Source organism: Arthrobacter sp. Z1-9, assembly GCF_054792695.1.
The window spans coordinates 1,134,656-1,161,647 of the sequence record NZ_CP096456.1 but is presented as its reverse complement, the minus strand read 5'-3'; the positions used below and the strand labels follow the sequence as shown (position 1 = coordinate 1,161,647).

Sequence of the window (26,992 nt, the reverse complement as noted above, 5' to 3'; positions counted from 1 at the left end):
TCTCTGCCCCGCCTAGCCTTCCGACGAGGCGCCCAGCACCACGTTCACCGGTTCCTTGCCTTCGAGCATCAGACCAATCTGCTGCCTGATCAGCCGGACCATCCGCGGGAACATCGCCGAACTGGCCCCGCCCACGTGCGGAGTAATAAGCACCCCGGGGGTATTCCACAGCGGATGGTCGGCTGGCAGCGGTTCAGGGTCCGTGACGTCCAAAGCGGCACGCAGGCGGCCGGACGACGTCTCCGCCAGCAAGGCATCCGTGTCAGCCACCGGACCACGGGCCACGTTCACCAGCAGTGCGCCGTCGGGCATCGCGGCAAGGAACTTCGCGTCCACCAGCTGCTGCGTCTGCTCGCTGAGGGGGACGCTGACCACCACAATCTCGTGCAGCGGCAGTTGCTCATACAGCGCGTCAATCCCGAAAATCTTCCCGGCGGAGTCCTCGCGTTCGCGGCTGGCCATCCGGGTCACCGAAGTTTCGAACGGCAGGAGCCGCGCCTCGATCGCCTTGCCCACTCCCCCGTATCCGACCAGCAGCACACGCCGGTCCGCCAGGCTGGGCCGCTGGCTGTTGTCCCACGTCCCGCTCGCCTGGTTCCGCACGTAGTCGGTTATGCCGCGCTGGCTGGCGATCATCATCCCGAGGGCCAGCTCCGCCGTCGACGTCTCATGGACGCTCGCCGCGTTGGCGAAAACGCAACCCTTGGGCAGAACGTCCGCGACGCCGTCGTACCCAATCGACTGGCTCTGCACCAGCCCAACGTCGACGCCCTCCAGGGCGGCCAACGCCGTCGACTTGCCCATATACGCCGGGACCAGCAGGTCGAACCGGCCTTCCGGAGCAGGGCCGGTCAGGTCCCAGAGAACGAAGTCGACGCCGTCCATTGGCTCCAGCGCATCCAGCAGCTTTTGGTCGGGCAGGCACACCCGCAGCCGCGGGCTCATGCCGCCACCACGAGCTTGAGTGAGGAATCCATAAAGGTGATCCTAGTGGCTGTCCGGCGGAGGAGCAGTTAGATGACTCATCCCGCCAGCCCACTTCAGGCCAGCGTCCGGGCCGTTGCCAGGACGATGTCCCGCTGATCTGCGTAGTGGGCCGCAAGGCTGCCGTTCAGCTCCTTGAGCCAGCCGTTGCCGGCGGATTCAAGCACAGCTGCGTCCAGGTCCAGGACTGCGGGTGCCTCGAGGATTTGCTGTGCTGCCAGCGCTGCACGGTGCAGCAGCACCTCCCCCATACCCATCGCCAGCCCGGATTTTTGTTCATAGCCCGCCAGGAACGCTTCAAGGAGTCCGGGGTGCTCGGGCGTGCCCGGACTTTTACCGAGGAGGTCCCGGACCGCCGATGCTACGTCGGCGGCGGCGGGCATAACACCACATTCGTCGAGGTCAAAGCAGGTCGCCTCCCCTCGCGACCATCTCAGGTTGTCGAGCTCAAAGTCCCCATGCCCCATTACGAGCGGCCCCGGCTCCCGGCTTTCAAGCACCATCTTCAGGGCCTGCGCCGCGTTCCGCAGGTCCCGGTCTGGTTGTGCAACGAGGCGGGAAAACACGTCCACCTGTTCCCGACTGCCCTCAGGTTTCACCCGCCCCGCGGCCTGATGGAAACCGGCCAAGGCGGCTCCCCAGGCGGCGGCAGCGGCGGCGTCGAGCCCTTCCACGTCCAACTCCTCGCCGTCCACCCTTCGCACGACGCACCCAGCCATCTCCCCAAGCGGCGTAGGGATCAGCTCCACCGCCCGGCCCGCGCGTGACCGCACCAATTCTGCAACGGGTGCGCCGGCATCGCCGAGCCGGGCATGAAGCTGCGCTCCCCGCTGCAAGCGCACTCCTGCCGTGGACGCGGCCGGAGCGAAGCGCGCGTACAGCACCCCACGGACGTCGCGGCCGGGCGGAATAACAAACACATGCGCGGCCGAGGAGCGCCAGTACCGCAAGCTGCCGGCGGGAATGTCCCAAGGCCAGCCGGCCGCATCTGCCACCGGTGACCGCCACTCGTCGTCGACGGTGGTCCGCAACGCGGCGATCTGACTCAACGGCAGCATGTGGACCATCCTGGCACGCACCACGCCGGAGCCCCGTCAATTTCGACCCCTCCTTCTGGGATGACCGCCGCCTCATCCTGCCCTCCACCTACTTCACCACCACGCCCTTCGAGAACTGGACCCGCCGCCAGTCCGAAGTGATGGGCACCGTGGAGTTCGACCTCGACTGGCGCGCCCCCGTGGAAGACATGCGCACCGAGCTGCGGAGCGTCCTCGCCGGCACGGACCTGTGGGATGAGCGCGTGGGCATCCTCCAGATCACCGATGCCACCGGCGGATTTGTCCGGGTCCGGATCCTGGTCAGCGCCGCGGACAGCGCCGCGCTGTTCGACCTGCGCTGCCTCATCCGCGAGGCCATGGTCACCTTCCTGCAGCAGGGCCATCCGGAAGCACTTCCCCGGCAGCGCTGGACCGAGGCAGCGTCCGACGGCGGCACCTCCTCCCGCCGCCAGCAGCCACTGCGGGGGCTGGGAGCCTCGAGCCGCGAGGGCTGGCACGCGCCGGCTGACCCGCAGGAGTCGCAGCTGTTCACCGGATCAATCGAGGCGATCCAGCGCTCGCGAGCCTTCACCGGCCCGGGCGAGGACGTCTTCCAGGACCGGGACCAGACCCTCGCAGCCAGAAACTGAAAAGCCCTTGATAGGTGACCATATGGTCACCTATCATTGATTTTATGGATGAGGTGTTTAAGGCACTCTCCGACCCCACGCGGCGGGAGCTGCTCGACGAGCTCTTCCGCGAGGACGGCCAAAGCCTCGGCGCTCTCGGGGGCCGGTTCGACATGACCCGGTTCGGGATTGCCAAGCACCTCAGGATCCTGGAGGAAGCCGGGCTGGTGGTGATCCGCCGTCGGGGGCGTGAAAAGCTGCATTTCCTGAACCCCGTCCCCATCCGGCTCGTCCACGACCGCTGGGTGAGTAAATACGCAGAACCATGGGCCGCTGGCCTCAGCGACCTCAAATCCAGATTGGAAAGTCCCATGGAAAAAATCTTCGAAATCTACATCAAGACCACGCCGGAACGGCTCTGGGAAGCCATCACGGACAGCGAGATCCGCAGCAAGTACCAGTTCGGAAACACCATCGAATCGGACTGGACTCCGGGCGGCAGCTTCACCATGAACAACGTCAAAGCAGGCGCACCGCTGGGCGAGGGAGAGAACCTGGAGGTGGACCCGCCCCGCCGGCTGGTCCAGACCATGCGCGCCCTCTGGGGTGAGGACGTCAAGGCCGAGGGAACCTCCAAGGTCACCTGGGACATCGAGCCGGTGGGCGATTCCTGCCGCCTTACGGTCACCCACAGCGACCTCCGTGAGGGCGCCAACGACCAGCTCTACGGCGGCTGGCCCATGATCCTGTCCGGCCTGAAGACCTGGCTGGAAACCGGAGAGAAACTCACCACGCCCGGCTCGCTGATGTACACCTAAACCGGTGCTGCCCAGCTGAGGAACCGACGACGGCGGGAGACGGCTGGGCGCCCCGTCCCGCCGTCGAAAAACAGAGCGTGTTGCTCTGCGGCGCGGGCTTGCGGCGCGGGCTTGAGGGGTGGGCGCGCTATCCGGCCGGTGGCCGGTTGGTGCCGTCCCATCCCCTGCGCCGCAGGTTGCGTGTGGCCACCAGCGAACCCCCGATGAACAGCACACCCAGGACCACGGTGGCGACGCCCACGTAGAACCATCCGCCCCGGCCGAAGATCATCAGCGCGGCGCCGAGAATGCACAGCCCCTTCGCTGCAATATCCAGGTACAGCTGCACCTTTGGATTGTCCATAGCTCCACGATAAACCTCGCGCATATTCGTCCGCACGGGCCTTCGGAGCCCGGTCCTACTCCGCCCGCTGCCGCCACAGCAGGCACACACCGAACGTCACCAGGCAAAGGACCAGCATGGCGAGCACCATGCGTGCCCAGCTTTCCTGGTCCACACCGCCGGCCGCGAAAACGCCGATCATCACGGTGGCGGTGATGGCACCAACATACCGGCAGGTTTGGTAGATGCCTGCTGCGACACCACGTTCCTGGGGGCGGGTGGAGACAAACATGCCTTGGTTCGTGGCAATGCTCACCGTCCCGTAGGGGACGCCCATCAGGGCTGTCAGCACCACTACCAACGGGATCACGAGGGTGCCGGTCAGCAGCCACATGAGCGCGGCCACCGCGGTCAAAAGCACGACGCCGGCAATCAGCACCCGCCGCACGCCGAACCTTCCCATGGCCTTGACTGCCCACGGCGTAGCGACGACGGACATGGTGGCCAGCGGCAGCATCAGCAGGCCTACGAAGCCGGGATCGTAGCCGCCCGCTTCCTGCAGCAGCTGGGGTAGGCCGAAGAACACAAAGTAGTAGACGCTGCTGAACACCGCGAAGCCCAGGTACACCAGCATCAGCGGCCGGTTGCGTCCCAGCAGCCGCAGGTCCAGGAAGGGCCGGTTGAAACGCAGCTCACGCCAGGCGAACAGCGCGCCGACAGCAGTTCCGGCGGCCAGCATCCACCAGCGGTAACCGGGCGCCACGTTGAGCGCCGCCATCATCACCAGCAGCAGGGCGGCGACGAATCCGAGGATTCCGGGAAGGTCCGAGTCCCTAAGGAGCTCGGCAGCAGTGCCCTGTTCCCGGGCTTCATCCGGCGGCGCCGCCTGGCGGACGATCAGCAGCGCCGCCAGCGCGAGCGGTACGTTGATCAGGAACAGCGCTTCCCAGCCCACAAAGCCCACCAGGAGGCCGCCCACCACCGGCCCCACGGCCGCGGCCGAGGTGTTGGCCATCTGAAGCCGGCCCAGCGGCCGAGCGGAATCCACTTTGGCCCGGTGCGCAACGGCTCCCACCATCACCACTGCGCTGGGATAAGCGGTGGCAGTGCCCAGCGCCATCACCGCCCGGGCCACACAGAGCAGGGCGAAGTTCGGTGCGAGCGGCGCAAGCGCGCAGGTGACGGCCACCAGTGCCATCCCCAGCATGAACATCCGCCGGGGTCCGAACCTGTCGGCCAGCCTGCCCATCACCGGCTGTCCGGCCGCCGAGGCGAGGTAGAAGGAGGTGACCACCCAGGTGACGGCAGCGACGTCGAGCCCGAAATCGGCGCGGAGCACCACCAGGGCGACGGCGATCATCGAGGAGTTGAGGGGGTTCAGTGCCGTGCCCAGGCTGAGGCCGGCGACGGCCAGGGCAGTCCGGGGTTTGTTGCTCACGGAAACAGTCTGGTGCACGCGGGCAGCTGCTCGCGACTTTGATGGGCTACCGTGCCCGGCTGCCGGCCTGCACGGGCGGGAACAGTGATTCTTCCACAAGGCTGGTGAGTTCGCGGATGGCATCAGCCTGTCCGGGCTCTTCACTGCCCTCGGGATTTTCGGTATAGATCACCAGCACGAACGAGGAGCCGCGGTATGTCAGGACCGCGGCATCGTGAAGTTCGCCGCCAAATTCCCCGTACTTGTGGAACACCTCGACGCCGTCCTGGGAACCGGCGGGGATCAGTTCCTCGTTGTTGGTGTCCTGCATGTAGCCGAGCAACTGGGCAGTGTTATCCGTGTTCAGGAGGTCCCCAGCGTAAAGCCGCTTGAGGACCAGGGCCATTTCCACAGGCGTCAGGAGATTCTCCTCCGGATCGTAGGCGACGCCGATGGAGGCCGCGTATTCAGTCAGCTGCGGATAGCCCACCGCGTCCATCAGCAGCAGCCACGAGTCGTTGTTGCTGTCGTTCACCATGGCTTCGAGCTGGAACGCCGCGTCGTAGTCCCCGATCGGATCATCCAACGCGGCCTCACCGTTTTCCACCAGGCGGTAATACGCGGCCGCCGTGATGATCTTCGCTGTGCTGGCGGCAGTGAAGGCCTCCTGGTCCCCGAAAGTCAGCGCGGCATCGCCGGCAACGTCCGCCAAGACCACCCCGATCCTGTAGTCGCGGTTCTCCTCGAGGACAGAGTTGATGCGCTCCTCGAGGGAATCCGGCGCGACAGCCACGGGGGCTTCCGGGACAGCTGCGGGGACGGGGCCGGCTGCGCCTGCCAGCGGCCCCGACCGGACGGCTGCGAAAGCAAGGGTGGCCCCGATGACGATCGCAACGGCAGCGAACAGCAGCGCCAGCGGCAGAAGTCTTTGCCCTTTCCGGGACGCGCTGAAGTGACGCCCCGCCGGGCGCAGCGCTGGGTCCGCCGACATAGAACTCCTGCAACTCGGACGATCATGAAATCACATCGGGTGCCCAGCGCACACCGATGCTAAGGATGCTGATTAAAGCACACGAGTTTGGGAGCTGCCTGAACGTCCCGGTCCGTCAGCGGGTGCGGGCCGAGAGTGCTGTGTCCAGGAATTCCAGGTGGGCCCGGGCGGTCCGGACCGTCTTGTCGTTGTATTCAGGGTGCTTGGTAAGGAACTTTTTGATGTAGGGGCACACCGGAACAATTCCCAGCCCGGCGTTCACCGTTTCGTCCAGGGCAGCCGTGGCGAGCTGGTTCGCCAGGCCCTGGCCACCGTATTCCTCGTTGATCACGGTGTGGTAAAAAATGCGCTGGGGTGAGGCGCCGCCGTCGTAATCCTTGTAAGCCGCCTTGCCGATCACGTTGCCGGCGTCAAGGATCTCGAAGCGCTGGCGGTCGGGGTTGTGGCGGACGGTGATCTGGCTCAAGGGAACTCCTTCAATGCGGTGACGTTGCTGCCCGTGCAAAGCCTAACCCGGGCCGGGCAGCCCTTATTTCCGCATCGACTTTCCCGGCTGGACCACCGTCCGCCGTTACGCCCTAGTTCAGATAGCCGTTCGGGTTGAGGACGTACTTCGTGGCTGCACCGGCATCGAATTCCGCATAACCCTGCGGCGCCTCTTCCAGCGTGATGGGCTTGGCGTTGACGTTCTTGGCGATGCTCACCCTGTCGTGCAGGATGGCCATCATCAGTTGCCGGTTGTACTTCATCACCGGGCACTGGCCCGTGGTGAAGCTCAGCGACTTGGCCCAACCGGTGCCCAGGCTGAGGCTCAGCGCGCCCTTCTTGGCGGCCTCGTCAATCCCACCCGGGTCACCGGTGACGTAGAGGCCTGGGATGCCCAGGGCGCCGCCCGCCGCGGTGATGTCCATCAGCGAGTTCAGCACCGTGGCCGGCGCCTCCTCTGCGTCCTTTCCATGCCCGTGCCCCCGGGCCTCGAAGCCGACAGCGTCCACGCCGCAGTCCACTTCCGGCACCCCGAGAATCTGTTCGATCTGCTCCGCCGGGCCACCCTTGGTGAGGTCCACCGTTTCGCAGCCAAAGCTTCGGGCCTGCGCCAGCCGGTCCTCGTTAAGGTCACCAACAATCACGACGGCGGCGCCCAGCAACTGTGCGCTCGTCGCCGCGGCGAGGCCCACCGGACCCGCTCCCGCCACATAAACGGTCGAACCGACCCCAACCCCGGCGCTGACCGCGCCGTGGTACCCGGTGGGAAAGATGTCCGAAAGCATGGCGAGGTCCAGGATTTTCTCCATCGCCCGGTCCTTGTCCGGGAACTTCAGCAGGTTCCAGTCGGCGTACGGCACCAGCACATAGTTGGCCTGGCCGCCCACCCAGCCGCCCATGTCCACATATCCGTAGGCGCTGCCCGGGCGGTCCGGGTTCACGTTCAGGCAGATGCCGGTCTTGCGTTCCTTGCAGTTCCGGCAGCGCCCACAGGCAATGTTGAAGGGCACCGAACAGAGGTCTCCGACTTTGACGAACTCGACGTCCCGGCCCACTTCCACCACTTCGCCGGTGATTTCGTGGCCCAGCACCAGGTTGGGCGGTGCGGTGGTGCGTCCGCGCACCATGTGCTGGTCGGAGCCGCAGATATTGGTGGCCACGGTCTTGAGGATCACCCCGTGGTTGACGGCCCGTCCCACGTTTGCCGGGTTAACGCCGGGCCCGTCTTTCAGTTCGAAGCTGGGATAGTCGATGTCAATAAGTTCAACCTTGCCTGGCGCTTTGTAGGCAACGGCTCTGTTCCCTGTCATCTTTTTCTCCTGAAGTGAGGCCGGCCCGGTGGGGCAGCCGTAATTTTGGGTAGGTGTAGTACCCCTGCAGGCAAGGGCCCGGTCTGGTCAACCTGGCGCCTTCTTTGGTGCCAGGTGATCCCGTGCCGACGCTCCCGGCCTGAGGTTCGGCCAGTCTAGGCGGGGCTGGAGGGCAGTTCCAGAGCCAGCGGGGAGGGATATCTACCCTGTTTCCGATTAGGGGTTTTAGGGACCTCATGACTTCTGTTGTGAAGCCTTGTAGTGTCGGCACCGGAAGGCAGCCAGCAGTTGACCGGATACGTACGACAGGAGCGAACCATGGCAGTCAGTGACGAAGAAGCACGGGTACTGGACCAGTGGAGCAACCGGCTCGCGCAGGCGCTCCAGATCCTGGATCTGGACGTGGACAACGAGTTGCTCCTTGACCTGGCCCGCAGGTCGGCAGACTCGATTATCCACCCGGCCGCACCGGTCACCACCTTCCTGGTGGGCTATGCCGCCGGGCTGGAAGCCGGCACCGGCAGCGCCGGGACGCGGGAGGCATCAAGCGCAGCGGTAGCGAGGGCTGCCAGCGTTGCTTTCGGGCTGTGCGAGGACGGGCACGACGGCGGCCCGGCCAGCAAGGGTTGGGCCGACACAGCGCAGTAGTCGACACGGCGCAGTAGCTATCCCGCCGCCGTCGGCTCCTCTTCCAGTACCGGAGCGGGCTCCAGCCGGACAATCACGGCCTTGGAGGCGGGCGTCTGGCTGCCCTCGGCCACGCTTTCCAGCGGCACCAGGACGTTGGCTTCCGGATAGTACGCCGCGGCGCATCCCCGGGCCGACGGGTAGGAGACCACCCGGTAGTTCCGCAGCACCCGGTCCACACCGTCCGAATACACGCCGTGGATGTCCACGTGCTGCCCGTCCTCAAGGCCCAGCTCGGTGAGGTCCGCGGGGTTCACGAAGACCACTTCGCGGCCCTTCTTAATGCCGCGGTACCTGTCGTTGTGCCCGTAAATGGTGGTGTTGAACTGGTCGTGCGAGCGCATGGTCTGCAGGATGAGGGTCCCCGCGGGGCGTTCCACGTGCTCCAGTTCGTTGACCGTGAGGATGGCCTTTCCAGTTGGTGTGTTGAACGTGCGGGAGTCGCGGGGTCCGTTGGGCAGGACGAACCCGCCATCCTGCCGGACCTTCCGGTTGTAGTCCTCGCAGCCCACCACAACGTGGGAAATGTGATCCCGGATCAGGTCGTAGTCCTTTTCGAAGCCGGCCCAGTCGGCCGACGTCCGGTCCCCCAGCGTGGCCGCGGCAAGCCGGCAGACGATTGCTACCTCGGACAGCAGCCCCGGCGCCACCGGCTCAACGGTGCCGTGTGAGGCGTGCACCGCACAGACGGTGTCCTCCACCGAAACGAACTGCGGTCCGGATTCCTGCCGGTCGATCTCGGTCCGGCCCAGCGTGGGCAGTATCAGCGCCTCGGCCCCGGTCACGCCATGCGAGTGGTTGAGCTTGGTGGAGATCTGGACCGACAGCTCCGTCTTTTCCATCGCTGCTTCAGCTGCATGCGTGTCCGAAATGGCTCCCACGAAATTGCCGCCGAGGGCGATAAAAGCCTTGATGCCGCCGTCGCGCATTGCCCGGACCGTTTGGACGGCGTCCAGCCCGTGGTCACGCGGCGGTTCAAAATCGAACTCCCGCCCCAGCGCGTCCAGGAAGGCCGGCGGCATCTGTTCCCAAATGCCCATGGTCCTGTCGCCCTGCACGTTGCTGTGCCCGCGGATGGGCGAGGCGCCGGCACCCGGCTTGCCGATGTTGCCCCGGAGCAGCAGGAGGTTGATCATCTCCTTGATGGTGGCGACGCCCTTCTTCTGCTGCGTGATGCCCATGGCCCAGGTGATGATCACCTTGTCCGCGGCGAGGTAGCGGGCCGCAAGCTCGTCGATCTCCTCGGTGCGCAGCCCGGTAGCCTCAAGGACGGCGGACTCGTCCAGCCGGGAGAGGTGAGCCTTGAGTTCCTCCAGCCCGTCGCAGTGCTCCGCCAGGAACTCATGGTCCAGCACGGTCCCGGGGTTCGCGGCCTCGGCCTCGAGGACACGCTTCGAGACGGCCTGCAGCAGCGCCATATCACCGCCAATCCGCACCTGCAGGAACTGGTCCGCCAGATCCGTGCCGTGCCCAATAATGCCCTTCACCTTCTGCGGGTTCTTGTACCGCATCAGGCCGGCCTCCGGCAGCGGATTCACGGCGACAATGCGGGCTCCGGCCTCTTTGGCTTCCTCCAGGGCGGTGAGCATCCGCGGATGGTTGGTGCCCGGGTTCTGGCCCATGATGATGATCAGATCCGCCTTGGCGAAGTCGTTATAGGAGACCGTGGCCTTGCCCACGATGATGGTCTGCCCCATGCCCCACCCGGAGGACTCGTGGCACATGTTGGAGCAGTCCGGCAGGTTGTTGGTGCCGTAGGCGCGGATGAACAGCTGGTAGAGGAAGGCAGCCTCGTTGGACGTCCTGCCGCTGGTGTAGAACGCGGCCTGGTTGGGGTCCGGGAGGGACTTCAGCTTGTCCGCGATGATGCTGAATGCCTGATCCCAGCTGACCGGCCGGTAATGGTCTTCCCCCGCCTTCTTGTACACGGGTTCGGTCAGGCGGCCCTGCATGCCCAGCCAGTACTCGGACCGGTGCCGCAGCTCGCTGACAGGGTGCTCGTCCCAGAATTCGCGGCCGATGACCACGGGGGTGGCCTCCCAGGTCACAGCCTTGGCCCCGTTCTCGCAGAATTCAAACGTCTTGCGGTGGCCCGGATCCGGCCACGCGCAGCTCATGCAGTCAAAGCCGTCCTTCTGGTTCAGCGCCAGCAGGGTTTTCCGCGTCCTGTCCACACCCATGTGTTTCAACGCAGGCTGCATCGAGTAGTAGACACCAGGCACTCCGGCGGCCCAGGTTTTGGGGTGGCCGGTCACCTCCAGTTCGGACTCGTCCGCCTCTTCGACCTTCGGGTTCTTCCGCGTCACGCTGCACACTCCTCAGCTGTTCCTGGTCCCCACAAGCCACGGCACACGCGGGCGGACCAGTTCCTTCCACAGTTGTTCAGGGTGGCTGGGAAGTCAAGGATGCGGCACCCCGTATGTGCACAACCTGACGCGACAGGAGTGTCCGGTTGTCCACATGGCAAATGGACAAGGACGACGACGGGTCCCGGCCCGCGCTAGGCTTGATACCTCGGCTGATGCAAGCGGCCGCAGGACCCACTGTGCGGAGCCGCTCCCTATGTCCGACGATCTTGCCCTCAGCGCCCTTGCGGCGTCCTCCTTTTCCCTGCCCCACCTGCGCGACGGCCAGCTGGACGGAATCCGTGCCCTCGTTGAAGGCCGCGATGTCCTGGCCGTGATGCCCACCGGCTACGGCAAATCGGCCATCTACCAAGTGGCCGCCCGGCACCTTCACAACGCAACGGGACGACCCGCCGTCGTGGTTTCCCCGCTCATTGCCCTGCAGGAGGACCAGCTGGACGGGCTGGCCGACGAGCTGGGCGAAGGGGCCGCCGTCGCCGTCAATTCCGCCCGCAGCGACGGCGAGGTGGAGGCCGCCTGGCAGGCGGCTGAGGCGGGCGAGGCTACTTTCCTGTTCCTCGCGCCCGAGCAGCTGGCCAAGCAGGAAACGGTGGACCGCATCGCCAAGCTGGACATCTCCGTGTTCGTGGTGGACGAAGCACACTGCGTCTCCTCCTGGGGCCACGACTTCCGGCCGGACTACCTCAACCTTGGCAACGTCCGTGAACGGCTGGGCAACCCGCCCGTGGCTGCCCTGACCGCCACTGCCTCGCCGCCCGTGCGGGACGAGATCGCGGAACGGCTGGGCATGCAGGACCCGCTGGTCCTGGTCCACGGCTTCGATCGGCCCAATATCTCCCTGGATGTGGTCCGCCACCAAGAGGACAGGGGCAAGCGCAAGGCCGTGCTGGAACAGGTTGCGGCGCTGGCCCGGGATGACGGACAGGGGCTGCTGTACGCCGCCACCCGCAAGGACACAGAGAAGTACGCCGCCAAGCTCGAAAGGGAAGGGCTCCGGGCGGAGGCGTACCACGCCGGCCGGTCCGCAGGGGACCGCGAGCGCATCCACGAGCAGTTCCTGGACGACCAGCTGGACGTGGTGGTTGCCACAACGGCCTTCGGCATGGGCATCGACAAAGCCAACGTGCGGTTCGTGGTCCACGCCGACATCCCGGAGTCCTTGGACGCGTACTACCAGGAAATCGGAAGGGCCGGCCGTGACGGCGACCCCGCTTCCGCAGTACTGCACTACCGTGCCGAGGACCTGGGCCTGCGTAAATTCTTCGGCACTCACTCCCCCGATCCGGACTCGCTGCTGGCCGTGCTGAAGGTCCTCAAAACCGCAGGCGCACCCGCTCCGAAAACCTCCCTGGCGGAGCTCACGGGGTTCCCCGCCCGCCGTGTCACTGGAATCGTGAACCAGCTGGAGGAGGCGAGGGCCGTGACCACCGGCAAGCGCGGCATCCGCCTCACCTCCAAAGCCAAACTGCCTTCGCTGGTGGAACGGGCCGTCGACATGGCCGAGGCCCGGCAGCGCGTGGATCAGTCGCGGCTGACCATGATGCGCGCCTACGCCGAGACGGACAGCTGCCGCCGGCAGTTCCTGCTGGGCTACTTCGGCGAGGACCTGCCGGAGCCGTGCGGCAACTGCGACGCCTGCGCTGATGCCGCCAGCCGCGCGGACGCGCCGGGTCTGGGTGCAGGAGGGCACGACGGCGGGCCGGGGTCCGCGGACCAGGCCACCTCGGGTGCCGGGGACCCGTTCCCGCTCCAGTCGTCTGTGGTCCATAAAGAGTGGGGTCCGGGGCTGGTGATGCGGCACGAGGACGACGTTATTACCGTCCTGTTCGAGCAGGAAGGGTACAAGACGCTGTCCCGTACCGCCGTCGTGGAGCACGAACTCCTGAAGCCTGCTTAGGTGCTGCCGGCTTAGGTAGGCTGGAAGGACACTGACGACGAAAGGCCCGCCGCGTGGAAGTACCTTCTTATGTCTGGACCCTGACCATCGCAGGAATTGTCGGCCTGCTGGCCTTCGACTTCTTTTTCCATGTGCGGAAGGCCCACACGCCGTCGCTCAAGGAATCCGCCACCTGGTCGGCCATCTATGTGGGTATCGCGCTGCTGTTCGGGCTTGCTGTGCTGGTTTTCGGCGGGCCCACCATGGGCACGGAGTACTTCGCCGGATACGTGACAGAGAAGGCACTGTCCATCGACAACCTGTTTGTGTTCCTCATCATCATGGCCAGCTTCAAGGTGCCGCGTGCGGACCAGCAGAAGGTGCTGCTGTTCGGCATCGTCTTCTCGCTGATCGCCCGCACCGCGTTCATCTTTTTGGGTGCGGCGCTGATCAACAGCTTCGCCTGGGTGTTTTACATCTTCGGGCTCATCCTGCTCGTCACCGCCGGCAACCTGCTTCGTCCCAATTCCCACGACGACGAGTCCGAAGGCCTGGTGGTCCGGCTCGCCAAGAAGTTCCTTCCAGCGTCGGAACACTACGACGGCGACAAGCTGTTCACCATGGAGAACGGCAAGCGCGTCCTCACGCCAATGCTGTTGGTAATGGTGGCCATCGGCGGCACCGACATCCTTTTCGCCCTTGATTCCATTCCCGCGATCTTCGGCCTCACCCAAAACGTGTACATCGTCTTTACGGCCACCGCTTTTTCCCTGATGGGCCTGCGGCAACTCTTCTTTCTCATCGACGGCCTGCTGGACCGGCTGATCTTCCTCTCCTACGGTCTGGCAGCAATCCTTGGGTTTATTGGTGTGAAGCTCATCCTGCACGCCCTTCACGAGAACACGCTTCCGTTCATCAACGACGGCCAGCACGTCAACGTGGTGGAAGTCAGCACCCAGGTCTCCCTGAGCGTGATCCTCGGCGTCCTGGTAGTCACAGTCCTGGCCTCCATCTTCAGCCCCAAGGGCAAGGCCAAGAACGCTGTGTCCGGCGCGAAGCGCCACGCCAACGAGTACTTGGACCTCAACTACGAGACGGACATGGTGGAGCGGGACAAGATCTTCGCAAAGATGTGCCGGGAAGAGGACCAGATCCGCAGCCTTCCCGAGAAGTACAAGAAGCTCATCCGCAATGAGACCCAGTTCCTGGACCTGCTGCGGAAGGCCCACATCGAGCACGACAAAGCCCAGGTGCGCGCGGACGCGAAGGGCTGACGCGGACGTATTGTCAGGGCCCCTTGCTAGGTTAGGTTCATAGCCTGGGGAAGCCTCCTTTGGCTAATGATCACAGCCCGGCATTCGATGGGGAGGCCACGTGTTCTTGCTCGAAGCTGCAAAAGCCGACGTGCCGCCGGACCTGGTGTTTTCCGCCAGCGACCTGGTGGCTGCCAGCGAGTGTGAGTACCGCACGCTCCGGATCCTGGATGAAAAGCTGGGCCGTACGCCAAAAGCCGACTTTGAGGCTGATGAGATGCAGGTCCGTGCAGGTGAACTGGGTGACAAGCACGAACAGACCGTCCTGGCCACCCTGATCGCCAAGTACGGGGAATGGGATGCCAGCCGGGCCGCGGGCGTCTACTCGTTGGAGCGGGGACAGAACCTGCGCGGGGACCTGCAGGCAAAGCACGCCGAAACCGAGCTTGCCCTCTGCTCCGGCGCCGACGTCGTTTTCCAGGCAACCTTCTTCGACGGCGAATTCCTCGGGTACGCGGACTTCCTCGTCAACGAGGCCGCCGGCACCGGCAGCCCGGGGCGTTACGAAGTCTGGGATACCAAGCTGGCCCGGCACGCCAAAGTGGGCGCCCTGCTGCAGCTGGCGGCATACGGGGACCAGCTTCTCGGGATGGGACTCGAACCCTTCCCCACGGTCACCCTGGTCCTGGGCACCCGTGTGGGCGACGACTGGCTCCGCAGCAGCCACTCGCTTCCGGATTTGCTGCCGGTTTTCCGGGAACGGCGGAGGCGCTTCCGCGAGTTGACGGGCCGGCACCGGGCCGCCGACGCCGCCGTGCAGTGGCAGCAGCGGGGAATCGTCCACTGCGGCCGGTGCGACTACTGCGCCGAGCAGGTTCAGATCCACCGGGACCTGCTGATGGTGGCCGGCATGTCAGTGGTGCAGCGCAGGAAACTGAACGCTGCAGGGATCCGTACCATCGACGAGTTGGCGACCATGCCCGCCGGGGATGCCAAAAATTCTGTGGTCCGGCTGCGGGCCCAGGCCCGAATGCAGCTTGGCTTGGACACCCCTGCCGGGTCCCGGACCTTCACCAAGGACGGCCAGCCGCACACCGTTTCATTTAATGTGCTGCCGGAAAACACCATCGGGTCCCTTCCGGCTCCCAGCCAGGGCGACATCTTTTTCGACTTCGAGGGCGACCCGCTCTGGCAGGACCCGGCCACCGGAGCCTGGGGCATCGAGTACCTGTTCGGCGTGATCGAGGCCCCGGTTCCGGGTGATCCCGGCGATCCTGTTTTCCGCCCGTTCTGGGCGCACTCCCGGTCCGAGGAACGCCGCGCCTTCCTGGACTTCCTGGAATACGTGGAGGAGCGGCGGACACGCTACCCGGACATGCACGTCTACCACTACGCCGCCTACGAAAAGACTGCACTGCGAAACCTCTCCCTTGCCCACCAGGCCGGCGAGGACACGGTGGACGCCTGGCTCCGGGAAGGCCTGCTCGTAGACCTTTACGCCACGGTCCGGCAGTCCTTGCGCATTTCCGAAGCCTCGTACTCCATCAAAAAGCTCGAACCGCTGTACATGGGCAGCAATTTGCGCTCCGGGGACGTGAAGGATGCCGGGGCTTCCGTCGTCGCCTACGCCGCCTACTGTGCAGCACGGGATGCGGGGAACACCGCGGAGGCGGAGAAGGTCCTCACCTCGATTTCGGACTACAACCAGTACGACTGCCTTTCCACCCTCCGGCTGCGGGATTGGCTCCTGGAGGTTGCCGGGCAGCCTGCAGCCGGGGCGGCCCCGGAAGCAGAAGCGGGGCAGCGCTCCCCTGCCGCGCCTGCGGAACGCCCGGCGGCTCCGGAAGAAACTCCAGAGGAGTCCAGGCTGCGTGAGTTCCTCGCCGGGCTGCCGGACACCCGCCCCTGGACGGACGACGAACGCGCCATAGCAATGGTGGCCGCCGCTACCGGATATCACCGCCGGGAGCGCAAGCAGTTCTGGTGGCAGCACTTTGACAGGGTGGAAGCGCCGATCGAAAACTGGTCCGATCAGCGGAACGTGTTTGTGGTGTCGTCCGCGGAAGTAACCTCCGACTGGGCCCTTGCCAAGCCACGGGAACGGATGCGCACACGGATACTGCGGCTTCGCGGCACCATGACAGAGGGCTCGGACTTTCGGGCGGACTCCAATTGGTGCCGGCTCTACGACGCACCACCGCCGGACGGCATGGCCGATCCCGACGCCGGTACCGGGGCCAGGGCGTTTACGTTCGGAACCAGGATCCGCGAACTGGCACCGGCACCCGACAATCCGGAACACACCATCATCACCATCGCCGAGCGTGAGTCCGGAAAGGTGGCCGCCTACCCGCACCTTCCCGTTGCCCTCACGGAAGACCAGCCCCTGGCCACCGCCAGCATCGAAGCTGCCATCGCGGAAATCGCCGCTACAGTCGGTGCTTCCGTGCCGCACGTGCCTGCCCAGCCGGGACTGGACATCCTGCGCAAACAGCCCCCGCGTTTCCGCACCCTCCGGCAGCCAGTGGACGTTCCGCACTGCCCGGACGGTACCGCTGACTACGCCGCCGCGATCACTGACTCCGTCCGCGACCTCGACCGTTCCTACCTTGCCGTCCAAGGACCGCCGGGGACAGGAAAGACGTACGTCGGTGCCCACGTCATCGGCCGGCTGATTAGTGAGGGCTGGAAGATCGGCGTGGTGGGCCAATCGCACAATGTGGTGGAAAACCTGCTCTGCTGCGCCATCAAAACCGGCGGCGTGGACCCGGCGGTTGTGGCCAAGAAGCTTGCGTCACCGCACGACGTCCCCTGGAAATCCTCCGCCGACGGCGACGTCGCCAAGCTACTGACGTCTCCCGGGGGCTGCCTTGTGGGCGGCACGGCCTGGACCATGACAGGCAAGGACGTGCCGGCCGGTTCCCTGGATCTGCTGGTCATCGACGAGGCGGGGCAGTTCTCGCTCGCCAACACCCTGGCTGTCTCCCGCGCGGCCAAGCGGCTCCTCCTGCTTGGTGATCCCCAGCAGTTGCCGCAAGTCACGCAGGGCGCACACCCGGAGCCGGTGGATGAATCAGCCTTGGGTTGGCTCGCCGCCGAGCACGCCACCCTGCCTGTCACCCTTGGTTACTTCCTGGCCGACAGCTGGCGGATGCATCCGGAATTGTGCCGTGCAGTCTCCAGGCTGAGCTACGAAGGAAAACTCCAGGCCGCTCCTGCTGCGTCGCAGCGCCAGCTCGAGGGACTGCCGCCAGGGGTTGAGACAGCCTTCGTCGACCACAGTGGCAACACCACCGCATCGAAGGAGGAAGCCGCGGAGGTAGTGCGCCAGGTACGGCGGCATCTTGGGCTGAAGTGGACTCCGGGCGAGGATGCGCAGTCCCGGCCCCTGGACCAGGAAGACCTCTTGGTGGTGGCCGCCTACAACGCGCAGGTCCACCTGATCCGGAAATCCCTTGAGGAGGAAGGCCTGGCGAGAGTGCGCGTCGGGACGGTGGACAAGTTCCAGGGCCAGGAGGCACCGGTAGTGCTGGTTTCGATGGCGTGTTCGGCCGTCAGCGAGGCGCCCCGCGGGGCAGAGTTTCTGCTGAACAGGAACCGGATCAACGTGGCGGTATCGCGCGGTCAGTGGCGGGCAGTCATCATCCGCTCCCCCGAGCTGACCAGCTACATGCCGCACCGGCCCGCCGCGTTGGAGGAGCTTGGCGCCTTCATCGGTCTCAGTCCGCGGGAGTGAGGCATCCGGCGCGGTAGGGCCAGCGGGAGTGAGGCGAACCTGCAGGCGCGGTCAGCGGGCCCTGAAACTGTGGAAGCTGCCTTCAGCCGGTGACATCGAATCCTCCACGCGCTCCACCCGGCCCGGCGTAGCCTCGGAATTCAGCCATGCCCGGAGTTCGTGGATCTTCCACCGGGGCCCCTCGGCCACCACGGCAACTGAACCGTCGTCAAGGTTCTTCACCTCACCGGTGAGGCCCAGCTCCTCGGCCTTGCCCATGGTCCAAAAGCGGAACCCAACCCCCTGCACCACGCCGAAAACACGCGCGGTCAGCCGCACGTCCTCGGCGTCGGGCGGATCGGTGGACATACCTTCGCTGCCAGTCATGGGGCTCCCTCTGCCAAACAGCCGACTGTTCTAACCAACCAACTGCTCAGTAACCAACTGTCAGCCGGGCAACCCGCCCAACCAAGTCGCGCAAAGTGTCGTGATGACGGTTCATAACGACACTTAGTGCGACCTAGTTGGGCGGGCGTGGCGCTTAGTTGATGGTGATGTCGCGGGTGCGGTGGTCGTAACGAATGGTGACCGTGCCGCCGTCGTGGTGCAGTTCGTGGTTGGGCCCGTCGAACGTGCCGAACGCGCCGTAGTTCTCGTCCCAGGACCGGTTCAGGGCGATCTTGAAGGTGTAGTGGCCGGCCGGCAGCTCGGCGCTCTTCTTCCAGAGCTGGTCCAGGAAATCGAACTCCATCTGCGCTTCGTCGTACTGCGGAGCCCAGTTCTCGGGTGCACCCAGGATGGTGTTGAAGTCACCGGCGACGGCCACCGCTTCGGGCTGCGGGTGCGTCTCGACGTCCGGGTCCTCGAAGGAACCAACTGCCGCAGGTGCTGCGGCTTCCGTGGTCTTGGCCGGAGCCTTGTCCTTACGCACAGCCTTTACAACAGGCTCAACGGCGTCTTCGAGTACCTTGGCTGCCTTGCCGACGACTGCAGCGGCCTTCTTGGCGGGGGTCTTCTTAGCGGTCTTTTTGGTATCCGTCGTGGCCGCCGCCTCAGCCGGCACCGTGGCTTCGGCCGTCGCGAAGGTGGGGCGCACGAATCCCACGGGAGCCGCGGGAACCGGGGTGTCGGCAGGAACGGGGGTGCCGGCGTCGAGCGCGGAAGCGAAGGACACCGGATCCGGGAACGCTACGGTGGCGCGCATGCCGTCCTCGGTGATGGTCCAGCCGGAGCGGCCCTTGACCAGCCAGCCGGCCTTGACCAGCTTGGCCGTGGCTGATGTCAGCGTCTTGTGGCCGCGGGGAATGCCGCCGCTGAGCAGCTCGCCCTCGTGCTCGTTGAACGGCACACGGGCGGTAGCCTCAGCGAGGACCTGGCCCGCGTTCAGTGCATCGCCGGACCACACGCCTTCGGTCAGGACATCCAGTACGGTCTTGAGTCGAAGGTAGGTGTTTTCTGCGGTGGACTTGGCCATGATTCCCCTTTTATAAAGCGATCGGTCTTAGGCATCATGCCAACTGCCCGTTAAATCGCGCGACTTGAAATGGTTAACTCTGCGTGTCGTGACCGACTGTGAAGCGGACATTCCAACAAGTGAGTCTGGAGTATCGGGTGAAGGGCTGACTTCACAACCCCCGGAGCGCTGGCATGGGTGCCGCTCCGCACCTCCCCAGATACGCCTGCGGCACCAAGTTTAGCGGTATCAGGGCGCGGACGTTGCGTGAGACACAGCGGGCGTCAGTGTGTTCCTTCGCCGCCGTTCAATTCGTCCAGCAACTCCGCCTTCCGTTCCTCCGACGCGAAGGAGGAATGGATGGAGTGTGCGGCCAGCCGCGCCTTGTCGAAATCGGAGAGTTCGAACACTGCTTCCAGCTGGGCAAAGTTGTCATCCACGTAGCCGCCGAAGTAGGCCGGATCGTCTGAGTTCACGGAGACGTTGAGTCCCGCCGCGAGCATGGCGGGCAGCGGATGGTCGGCCAGGGTGTCCACGGTACGCAGCCGCACGTTCGACAACGGACACACGGTCAGCGGGACCTGGGCGTCAACGAGCCGCTCCACGAGGTCCGGGTCCTCCATGCACCGGATGCCGTGGTCGATCCGCTCCACCCCAAGGATGTCCAGGGCTTCGATGATGTACGACGCCGGCCCCTCCTCGCCCGCGTGGGCGGTCAGCCGCAGGCCCGCTTCGCGCGCCTTGTCGTAAAGCCGCTCAAACTTCGACGGCGGATTGCCCACCTCCGCGGAGTCCAGCCCGATCGCGGCAATGGGGGCGTTCATTGCCAGCAGTTCGCCCAGGACTTCCAGCGCCGACTCCTCAGGGAGGTCCCGCAGGAACGCGGCGATCAGCAGGGTGGAGATTCCGAAGTCCTCCTCGGAAGTCGCCAGCACCGATGCGACGCCGTTGACGCAGGTTTTCAACGGGACACCGCGGGAGAGGTGGGCCTGGGGGTCCATCATGATTTCGGCATGCCGCACGCCTGCAGCGGCGGCCCGCTCAAGGTAGGCGTAGGTCATGTCCGCAAAGTCTTCCTCCGTCTGCAGAACGGCCATGTTGGCGTAGTACAGATCAAGGAATGACTGCAGGTCCGTGAACTCGTACTTTTCCCGGAGTTCGTCAAGCCCGCTGTAGGGCAACGCGATGCCATTCCGCTCCGCGAGCGCAAAGATCAACTCCGGCTCCAGTGTCCCCTCAATGTGCAGGTGCAGTTCCGCCACCGGAAGCAGCCTGGCAGGGGCCTCGGGCTCAACTGCAGCGGGTTCGGTTTCAGGCGCGGCAGTATCGGCCGCAAAGTTTTCCATCCGGTCAGGATAATGCCCTCCACCGGATTCGCCACTAGAGTCGAGCCAATGCAGAACGCCAAGCACACTGATGACCTGCAGTATCCGCCTCCTGCCCACGCAACCGACGGCTTTGTCCGGGTGCGCGGAGCCCGCGAGAACAACCTTCGTAACGTGGACGTTGATGTTCCGCGTGATGCGATCGTGGCGTTCACCGGGGTATCCGGCTCCGGGAAGTCATCGCTAGCTTTCGGCACCATTTATGCAGAGGCCCAACGCCGCTACTTCGAGTCCGTCGCCCCGTACGCCCGCCGTCTCATCCAGCAGGGGCACAATCCCAAAGTGGAGCTGATAAGCGGCCTGCCGCCCGCCGTCGCGCTTCAACAGCGCCGCGGCGCTCCCAGCAGCCGGTCCACGGTGGGAACGGTCACCACCCTCTCCAACTCCCTGCGCATGCTCTTCTCCCGCGCGGGAACTTACCCCGCCGGCAGCACGCAGCTGGACTCTGACGCCTTCTCTCCCAATACGGCCGCCGGCGCATGCCGGGAATGCCAGGGCCTGGGCATAGCCCACACCGTTACAGAATCCTCGCTGGTACCGGACCCGTCCCTGAGCATCCGCGATGGCGCCATTGCGGCCTGGCCCGGGGCGTGGCAGGGGAAGAACCTGCGGGACATCCTTGCGCACCTCGGGTACGACGTCGACATCCCCTGGCGCAAGCTGCCAAAGAAACACCGCGACTGGATCCTCTTCACCGAGGAACAGCCCGTGGTGGAGGTGACTCCCCAGCGCGACCGTGTGGCCAAACCGTACAAGGGGCGTTTCTGGAGTGCCAGGAGCTACGTGCTCCATACGCTGGCTGATTCGCAAAGCGCGGCCATGCGGGAGCGGGTGCTGGCGTTTATGCAGTCCGGACCGTGCCCGCGCTGTTCCGGCACCGGGCTGACACCGGAGGCACTGGCCGTCACGTTCGCGGGCAGGACAATCGCGGAACTCAACCGCCTCCCCATGGCGGACCTTGCGGAGATAGTCCGCCCCACGTCGAAGTTGCACGACGCCGGCACGGCCTCCCGGACGCAGCTTTCCGGCGAGTCCAACGAGGTTGCCGTGGCCATCACCCGGGACCTGCTGCAGCGCATCACGGTCCTGCTGGACCTCGGGCTCGGCTATCTGGCCCTGGGACGGGCCACGCCTACACTGTCGCCGGGTGAGATGCAGCGGCTCCGCATCGCCACCCAGCTGCGCTCCGGCCTGTTCGGTGTGATCTACGTGCTGGATGAACCGTCCGCCGGGCTCCATCCGGCCGACGCAGAGCCACTGCTGGAGGTGCTTGAGCAGCTGAAATCGTCAGGCAACTCGGTGTTCGTGGTGGAGCACAACATGGACGTTGTCCGCCGGGCGGACTGGCTGGTGGACGTCGGCCCACGTGCCGGCGAGGGCGGCGGGGAGGTGCTCTACAGCGGACCGGTGGACGGTCTCGCCGGGATTGAGGCATCAGTTACCAGGCCTTTCCTGTTCGACGACGGTGCGTCCTCACAGCGTGCCGGTGCCGGTACCAGCCCGGCCAGGCAGCCGGAGAAGTGGCTGGAGCTGAAGGACATCACCCGCCACAACCTGCGGGGGCTGGACGCTGACTTCCCTTTGGGCGTCCTGACGGCCGTCACCGGTGTTTCCGGCTCCGGAAAGTCCACCCTGGTGAGCAAAGTACTCGGCGAAGTGGTCGGCGCCGGCATCAAGGCCCCGGCGGAGCAGGACGAACCGGAGCAGAACGAGCCGGTGGAGCCCCTGGCACTGGCAACCGTCACGGGCAGCCACCGCATCGACAGGCTGGTGACGGTGGACCAAAAGCCCATCGGACGGACCCCGCGTTCCAACCTGGCCACTTACACAGGACTCTTCGACGCCGTCCGCAGGGAATTCGCCGCCACGGAACAAGCCAGGTCCCGCGGCTTCGGCGCCGGACGATTCTCCTTCAACGTGGTTGGCGGGCGCTGCGAAACCTGCCAGGGCGAGGGGTTTGTTGCTGTTGAACTGCTGTTTTTGCCCGGCAGTTACGGCCCGTGCCCCGAGTGCGGCGGATCCCGCTACAACCCTGAAACGCTTGAAGTGGAGTACCGCGGCCTGAACGTCGCCCAGGTCCTGGCCCTCACAGTGGACGCCGCCGCCGAATTCCTGGCCAGCGTCCCCTCCGCCGCCAGGAGCCTCAAAAGCCTTCAGGACGTAGGGCTGGGCTACCTGCGGCTGGGGCAGCCAGCCACTGAGCTCTCCGGCGGCGAAGCGCAGCGCATCAAGCTGGCCACGGAACTGCAACGGGCACAGCGCGGCCACAGCCTCTACCTCCTCGACGAACCCACCACCGGCCTGCACCCTGCTGACGTCCAACTCCTGATGGCGCAGCTCCACGGCCTGGTGGACGCCGGAAATTCCGTGGTGGTTGTTGAGCACGACATGGCGGTAGTAGCCGGCGCCGACTGGGTCATAGATCTTGGCCCCTCAGGTGGGGACAAAGGCGGGCAGATCATGGCAGCCGGGACACCCGCCGCCGTCGCACAATCCACCGTCAGCCGCACCGCTCCGTATCTCGCTGCGGCACTCGGCCAGCAAACCACCAGCTAACGTCCAGAAATATCTCGATTTGATAACGGCCGCGAGATGGCCTAGCGTGAAGGGCGTGCCCGCTGCTGTGGGCCTAATGCATGCCCGGCGCTGCCTCCACCACAACTGCCCAGCAGGCAGCCGCCGAAATTGACCTCTATTCGTCAGGGTCGGGCAGTGGCGCGATGATGTCCGGGGACGGAAGCAGCGCAGGTGGCCTTCAGGAGCATCACCATCATGAAAAACACCAAATTCCGTACTGCCGCACGCCGCGGAGTCACCGTAGCCGCCATCTCCGCGGCGGGCCTGGCTCTCTCCGCCACGGCGGCAAACGCCACCAGCACTTCCACCTGGGACGCGCTGGCACAGTGTGAGAGCAGCGGCAACTGGGCAATTAACACTGGCAACGGCTACGCCGGCGGCCTGCAGTTCAGCCCCACCACCTGGGCTGCCTACGGCGGCACAGGTTCGGCCGCGGATGCCAGCCGCGAGCAGCAGATTGCCGTAGCCGAGCGCGTCCAGGCATCACAGGGCTGGGGCGCCTGGCCCTCCTGCTCCGCGAAGCTGGGCTTGAGCGGCGGCGCCACCGGCGTCGCCCCGCAGAGCGTTCCTGTCCAGGCCGCCCCGGTCCAGGCCGCGCCCGTTCAGGCTGCGCCCGTCCAGGCCGCGCCGGTGCACAGCGCGCCGCTTCAGAGTGCATCCGTGGCCCAGGCACCTGCTGGCAAGCACGCTACGGCGGTCGCTTTGTCCGGCGAGACCTACACGCTGCAGGCGGGCGACACCCTGAGCATCGTGGCCCAGAAGCTTGGCATTGAGGGCGGTTGGCAGCGCCTCGCCGACGCCAACCTGGACACCATTTCGAACCCCAACCTTGTGTTCGCGGGACAGGTCATCCAGCTTCCTGCGTGAACAGTGGCACGTTAGTGCCTGAGCCCGCACGGGCTCCCTTATCGGTCGGCGATAGACAAATTCCGTTGACCAAAGTACGACGCCGGCACGCCCCCACAAGGGGCGGGCCGGCGTCGTACTTTTATGTTGTGCAGCCTTTATGCTGTCCAGCCGGAAGCCTTAGCTGGCCACGGGCAGTTCGCGGACGATCCGGACCTTCCAAGCTGATTCGTCGCTGGTGTCCAGGAGGGCAACGGTGCCGTGGGCCAGGTTGAGGGCGACGCGCTTGGCGGCCAGGAGCTCCAGGTAGAGGTGCTCATTCATCCGGCTGGGGGTGTCGATCATGTACTTCACGGCGTCGCGGACCTTGCGGTAGTTGGCGCTGCGTTCGCGGTGCAGGTGCAGCTCCAGCGCCGACTGCTGCTTGAGCCTTGGCTCGTGGCGGTTCAGCCAGGTGACTGCGGCGTGAACGCTGACGACAAGTGTGAGCGAAACCGCGTAAATCCACCATCCGCTGGAGAGCAGGAAGAGCGGCAGATTAGCGATGGCAACGATCGCGATGATGACACGCGCAGCTGCGATGCGGCGCATAGTGGTGGCGACGGCGGCCATGCCGGCGCGGAAACCGTGCTGCTCCTTGCGCGCTGCCTCGGGGTCAAGCGTGAATTCGTCAAGGACCAGGATGCCGTTTGATTCCGGACTGAGCATCTGCCCGTACCGGGGCACAAAGGAGTGGGTGGTTCCGGTGGTGTTTTCAACTGAAGATGTCATGAGAAGGCTTCCAAAACGCTGGGGTGGTTGCGGTGATCTTAGTGGTTCCGGCTACCCCGTGTATGCATAGGTCCACGATGTGAACATTTTGGTGCCGCGATTGTGGCGCCGGGCACTGCAATTGGCACATCCGCCTGCTGCCGTCAGACTGAAGGGATGCAAACTTTCCTCCCGTACCCCGACTTCCGGCAGAGCGCCGCCGCCTTGGATACTGCCCGGCTCGGCAAGCAGCGCGTCGAAGCGCTGCAGACGCTCCGGTCCCTGGTGATTCCCGGATACGGCTGGCAGACCCACCCGGCGATCCGGATGTGGATGGGCTACGTACCCGCCCTGACCATGTACGGGCTGGCGATGGTGGACGAGTGGACCGAACGCGGGCACCCCGACAAGACCCGCGAGAACATCACCGAGTTCGCCCCGCAGGCCGCCCACCCGGACTACGCCTCGAAGATACCTATGCCGCCGTGGCTGGGAGATCCGGATTTCCACCTCAGCCACCGCTCCAAGCTGGTGCGCAAGGAACCCAAGTTCTACAGCTCCATCTTTACTGATGCGGTACCGGACATGGATTACCTCTGGCCCGAACCCAAGCATGAGTTCCTGCCGCATGAGCCCGAGGGCGACATTCTCTGGATCCTCCGTTCGCCGCATGCCGACGTCGATCCCCAGACACTGAACACCGTGGCCCTGCCGCCGGTGCACGGGTTTACCGCTGCCGTGGCTGCTGATTCCGACGATGACTACACCCCGGTGTATATCGAGGACGGTTCCCGCCGCCCCTCGAAGCAGCCCCGGAAGGCCCCGCCGAAGCAACTGGTGAAGAAGCCCACCCGCAAGCGCCTGGCGCAAGAGGAGGCCTTCTCCACGCTGCCTGGAAAGACGCCCGTGGCCGTCCCCTTCGAACACGGCGCCAAGTTTGCCGTGGGACAGGTGGTGGGCCGGCCCATCACGCTCGACGACGGCCGGTTCGGCCGGAACTTCACTGTCACGGAGATCATCGACCGGTCTGCCTTCGCCTACCCCGCACTCCTGCAGGACCCCCGCGTGTTCTTCCCGGTGAAGGCACCGTAAAGGACCTATCCGCCAGCAGCTGATCGCATACAGTAGTGCCCGAAGTGCGTGTGACCACACCATCAGCATGGGGGCAAGATATGGGTGCAGGCGGCGGCGCTGCTGAGCAGGCGAGAATGGCGGCTGAACGTGCAGCCAAGCTTCGGCGGCAGCTTGATTATGCAGAACGGGCCGAGCGGGCCTGGGCAGCCGGGGCGGCGGGCGAAGCCCGGGTGGCCGCCATCCTCGAGATGCCTGAGTCACAGGGCTGGATGGCCCTGCACGACGTGCACTGGCCTGGGCGGCCCAAAGCCAACCTGGACCATGTCCTGGTCGGCCCCGGCGGTGTCATCGTGGTCGATGCGAAGAACTGGTCCGGGGACGTACAACTTCGCAACGGCGTGCTCCGCCAAAACGGCTACTCCCGGGAGCGGGAAGTTGGCGGAGTGCTGCAGCAGGGAGCAGCAGTTGCCGCCCTGCTGGAGCCGCAACACCGCCGCTTTGTTCAGGCGTGGCTGTGCATGGTGGGGCAGCCCGTCCTGGAAGGGTCAACCGCCAGCGGTGCACGGATCCAGGGCATCGACACGTTGCGTGACGCTGTAACCGCCCTGCCGGCCGTGCTTGATCCGGAAACCATCCGGGCGATCCACCATTACCTCACCAACCTGCTCGCCGGCAGCAAGAGTCCCTCGCTGCTGACCACAGGAAACGTACCCGCCGGGTCAGCGGATTTCGCCCACTCCTCTGGCCCGGCCGCGTCCCTCGCCCAATGGCGCACGGCTCGTGACCCTGCCGACGACCCGCGCACCATTCGTCCCCCGGTCACACCCCGGCGTCCGGCTGCGGGCAGGAAAAAACCCGGTTGCCTTGGGGTGCTCTTCCGGTTGGCGCTGATGATTTTCGCCCTCGGCGTGCTTCTTAACGTGCTTTCGCAACTTTCACCCCAGCCGCAAAGAGCCCCGGTTCCTTCACCACCCGCGGTAGTGTCCACCCCTCCAGCGCCCTAACCCTTACTCGGC

General features: G+C 65.4%; 21 protein-coding genes and 1 pseudogene. 10 read left to right on the top strand and 12 right to left on the bottom strand.

Going from position 1 to position 26,992, the window contains the following annotated elements; genetic code table 11:
- Nucleotides 1-12: 12 nt before the first annotated feature.
- Both M1D93_RS05395 and M1D93_RS05390 read right to left on the bottom strand, forming a co-directional pair.
- Nucleotides 13-945 carry a 2-hydroxyacid dehydrogenase gene (locus tag M1D93_RS05395; protein WP_461174127.1) on the bottom strand — a complete coding sequence of 311 codons (933 nt, stop codon included), beginning with the start codon at nt 943-945 and terminating at the stop codon, nt 13-15.
- A 95-nt stretch (nt 946-1,040) separates the two neighbouring features.
- A complete protein-coding gene (locus tag M1D93_RS05390) occupies nt 1,041-2,042 on the bottom strand; it encodes a phosphotransferase (protein WP_461174126.1) in 1,002 nt (333 codons plus the stop codon).
- A gap of 56 nt (nt 2,043-2,098) precedes the next feature.
- Here M1D93_RS05390 and M1D93_RS05385 point away from each other — a divergent pair.
- Together M1D93_RS05385 and M1D93_RS05380 are read left to right on the top strand one after the other, a co-directional pair.
- Nucleotides 2,099-2,671: pseudogene (locus M1D93_RS05385) on the top strand (mechanosensitive ion channel family protein); the annotation flags it as partial.
- Nucleotides 2,672-2,715: 44 nt separating this feature from the next.
- On the top strand, nt 2,716-3,468 hold the full coding sequence (locus tag M1D93_RS05380; protein WP_461174125.1) for an ArsR/SmtB family transcription factor: 753 nt from the start codon (nt 2,716-2,718) through the stop codon (nt 3,466-3,468).
- A gap of 127 nt (nt 3,469-3,595) precedes the next feature.
- Here M1D93_RS05380 and M1D93_RS05375 read toward each other — a convergent pair whose 3' ends face one another.
- From M1D93_RS05375 to fdhA, 5 genes are all read right to left on the bottom strand, one after another.
- Nucleotides 3,596-3,811, bottom strand: coding sequence for a hypothetical protein (locus M1D93_RS05375; RefSeq protein WP_461174124.1), 216 nt, complete (start codon nt 3,809-3,811; stop codon nt 3,596-3,598).
- Nucleotides 3,812-3,866: 55 nt separating this feature from the next.
- Nucleotides 3,867-5,228 carry an MFS transporter gene (locus M1D93_RS05370; protein WP_461174123.1) on the bottom strand — a complete coding sequence of 454 codons (1,362 nt, stop codon included), beginning with the start codon at nt 5,226-5,228 and terminating at the stop codon, nt 3,867-3,869.
- A gap of 46 nt (nt 5,229-5,274) precedes the next feature.
- Entirely contained in the window at nt 5,275-6,198 is a 924-nt protein-coding gene (locus tag M1D93_RS05365) for a serine hydrolase (protein ID WP_461174122.1), read from the bottom strand.
- Between the two features lie 115 nt (nt 6,199-6,313).
- Nucleotides 6,314-6,664 (bottom strand): GNAT family N-acetyltransferase, encoded by a 351-nt coding sequence (locus tag M1D93_RS05360; protein WP_461174121.1) that lies wholly within the window; start codon nt 6,662-6,664, stop codon nt 6,314-6,316.
- A 112-nt stretch (nt 6,665-6,776) separates the two neighbouring features.
- Nucleotides 6,777-7,994, bottom strand: coding sequence for a formaldehyde dehydrogenase, glutathione-independent (gene fdhA, locus M1D93_RS05355; RefSeq protein WP_461174120.1), 1,218 nt, complete (start codon nt 7,992-7,994; stop codon nt 6,777-6,779).
- A gap of 318 nt (nt 7,995-8,312) precedes the next feature.
- Here fdhA and M1D93_RS05350 point away from each other — a divergent pair, with 318 nt between their 5' ends.
- Entirely contained in the window at nt 8,313-8,642 is a 330-nt protein-coding gene (locus tag M1D93_RS05350) for a DUF6457 domain-containing protein (RefSeq protein ID WP_461174119.1), read from the top strand.
- A gap of 17 nt (nt 8,643-8,659) precedes the next feature.
- On the opposite strand, the gene M1D93_RS05345 is transcribed toward M1D93_RS05350, so the two are convergent.
- On the bottom strand, nt 8,660-10,987 hold the full coding sequence (locus M1D93_RS05345) for an FdhF/YdeP family oxidoreductase (protein WP_461174118.1): 2,328 nt from the start codon (nt 10,985-10,987) through the stop codon (nt 8,660-8,662).
- Nucleotides 10,988-11,243: 256 nt separating this feature from the next.
- Here M1D93_RS05345 and M1D93_RS05340 point away from each other — a divergent pair, with 256 nt between their 5' ends.
- The 3 genes from M1D93_RS05340 (at nt 11,244) to M1D93_RS05330 (ending at nt 17,912) form a co-directional block, all read left to right on the top strand.
- Nucleotides 11,244-12,944, top strand: a complete 1,701-nt coding sequence (locus M1D93_RS05340) for a RecQ family ATP-dependent DNA helicase (protein WP_461174117.1) — start codon at nt 11,244-11,246, stop codon at nt 12,942-12,944.
- Nucleotides 12,945-12,997: 53 nt separating this feature from the next.
- A complete protein-coding gene (locus M1D93_RS05335) occupies nt 12,998-14,197 on the top strand; it encodes a TerC family protein (protein ID WP_461174116.1) in 1,200 nt (399 codons plus the stop codon).
- A 100-nt stretch (nt 14,198-14,297) separates the two neighbouring features.
- A complete protein-coding gene (locus M1D93_RS05330) occupies nt 14,298-17,912 on the top strand; it encodes a TM0106 family RecB-like putative nuclease (protein WP_461174115.1) in 3,615 nt (1,204 codons plus the stop codon).
- Between the two features lie 51 nt (nt 17,913-17,963).
- On the opposite strand, the gene M1D93_RS05325 is transcribed toward M1D93_RS05330, so the two are convergent.
- From M1D93_RS05325 to M1D93_RS05315, 3 genes are all read right to left on the bottom strand, one after another.
- Entirely contained in the window at nt 17,964-18,278 is a 315-nt protein-coding gene (locus M1D93_RS05325; protein ID WP_461174114.1) for an acylphosphatase, read from the bottom strand.
- 154 nt (nt 18,279-18,432) lie between these two features.
- Entirely contained in the window at nt 18,433-19,365 is a 933-nt protein-coding gene (locus M1D93_RS05320) for a pullulanase X25 domain-containing protein (protein WP_461174113.1), read from the bottom strand.
- Between the two features lie 263 nt (nt 19,366-19,628).
- Entirely contained in the window at nt 19,629-20,690 is a 1,062-nt protein-coding gene (locus M1D93_RS05315; protein WP_461174112.1) for an adenosine deaminase, read from the bottom strand.
- A gap of 48 nt (nt 20,691-20,738) precedes the next feature.
- On the opposite strand from M1D93_RS05315, the gene M1D93_RS05310 reads away from it, so the two are divergent.
- Together M1D93_RS05310 and M1D93_RS05305 are read left to right on the top strand one after the other, a co-directional pair.
- Nucleotides 20,739-23,285, top strand: coding sequence for an excinuclease ABC subunit UvrA (locus tag M1D93_RS05310; RefSeq protein ID WP_461174111.1), 2,547 nt, complete (start codon nt 20,739-20,741; stop codon nt 23,283-23,285).
- A gap of 216 nt (nt 23,286-23,501) precedes the next feature.
- Nucleotides 23,502-24,173 (top strand): transglycosylase family protein, encoded by a 672-nt coding sequence (locus tag M1D93_RS05305; protein WP_461174110.1) that lies wholly within the window; start codon nt 23,502-23,504, stop codon nt 24,171-24,173.
- A 159-nt stretch (nt 24,174-24,332) separates the two neighbouring features.
- Here the strand turns inward: M1D93_RS05305 and M1D93_RS05300 are convergent, their stop codons facing one another.
- Nucleotides 24,333-24,923, bottom strand: a complete 591-nt coding sequence (locus tag M1D93_RS05300) for a hypothetical protein (protein ID WP_461174109.1) — start codon at nt 24,921-24,923, stop codon at nt 24,333-24,335.
- A 156-nt stretch (nt 24,924-25,079) separates the two neighbouring features.
- On the opposite strand from M1D93_RS05300, the gene M1D93_RS05295 reads away from it, so the two are divergent.
- On the top strand, nt 25,080-25,994 hold the full coding sequence (locus M1D93_RS05295) for an MSMEG_6728 family protein (protein WP_461174108.1): 915 nt from the start codon (nt 25,080-25,082) through the stop codon (nt 25,992-25,994).
- Nucleotides 25,995-26,110: 116 nt separating this feature from the next.
- Nucleotides 26,111-26,980, top strand: a complete 870-nt coding sequence (locus M1D93_RS05290) for a nuclease-related domain-containing protein (protein ID WP_461174107.1) — start codon at nt 26,111-26,113, stop codon at nt 26,978-26,980.
- Nucleotides 26,981-26,992: the final 12 nt, after the last annotated feature.

Bases quoted from the DNA above. Each gene is read 5' to 3' on its own strand.
- M1D93_RS05395 (WP_461174127.1), bottom strand. From the start codon at position 945: ATGAGCCCGCGGCTGCGGGTGTGCCTGCCCGACCAAAAGCTGCTGGAT.
- M1D93_RS05390 (WP_461174126.1), bottom strand. From the start codon at position 2,042: ATGCTGCCGTTGAGTCAGATCGCCGCGTTGCGGACCACCGTCGACGAC.
- M1D93_RS05380 (WP_461174125.1), top strand. From the start codon at position 2,716: ATGGATGAGGTGTTTAAGGCACTCTCCGACCCCACGCGGCGGGAGCTG.
- M1D93_RS05375 (WP_461174124.1), bottom strand. From the start codon at position 3,811: ATGGACAATCCAAAGGTGCAGCTGTACCTGGATATTGCAGCGAAGGGG.
- M1D93_RS05365 (WP_461174122.1), bottom strand. From the start codon at position 6,198: ATGTCGGCGGACCCAGCGCTGCGCCCGGCGGGGCGTCACTTCAGCGCG.
- fdhA (WP_461174120.1), bottom strand. From the start codon at position 7,994: ATGACAGGGAACAGAGCCGTTGCCTACAAAGCGCCAGGCAAGGTTGAA.
- M1D93_RS05350 (WP_461174119.1), top strand. From the start codon at position 8,313: ATGGCAGTCAGTGACGAAGAAGCACGGGTACTGGACCAGTGGAGCAAC.
- M1D93_RS05340 (WP_461174117.1), top strand. From the start codon at position 11,244: ATGTCCGACGATCTTGCCCTCAGCGCCCTTGCGGCGTCCTCCTTTTCC.
- M1D93_RS05325 (WP_461174114.1), bottom strand. From the start codon at position 18,278: ATGACTGGCAGCGAAGGTATGTCCACCGATCCGCCCGACGCCGAGGAC.
- M1D93_RS05320 (WP_461174113.1), bottom strand. From the start codon at position 19,365: ATGGCCAAGTCCACCGCAGAAAACACCTACCTTCGACTCAAGACCGTA.
- M1D93_RS05315 (WP_461174112.1), bottom strand. From the start codon at position 20,690: ATGGAAAACTTTGCGGCCGATACTGCCGCGCCTGAAACCGAACCCGCT.
- M1D93_RS05310 (WP_461174111.1), top strand. From the start codon at position 20,739: ATGCAGAACGCCAAGCACACTGATGACCTGCAGTATCCGCCTCCTGCC.
- M1D93_RS05305 (WP_461174110.1), top strand. From the start codon at position 23,502: ATGAAAAACACCAAATTCCGTACTGCCGCACGCCGCGGAGTCACCGTA.
- M1D93_RS05300 (WP_461174109.1), bottom strand. From the start codon at position 24,923: ATGACATCTTCAGTTGAAAACACCACCGGAACCACCCACTCCTTTGTG.
- M1D93_RS05295 (WP_461174108.1), top strand. From the start codon at position 25,080: ATGCAAACTTTCCTCCCGTACCCCGACTTCCGGCAGAGCGCCGCCGCC.
- M1D93_RS05290 (WP_461174107.1), top strand. From the start codon at position 26,111: ATGGCGGCTGAACGTGCAGCCAAGCTTCGGCGGCAGCTTGATTATGCA.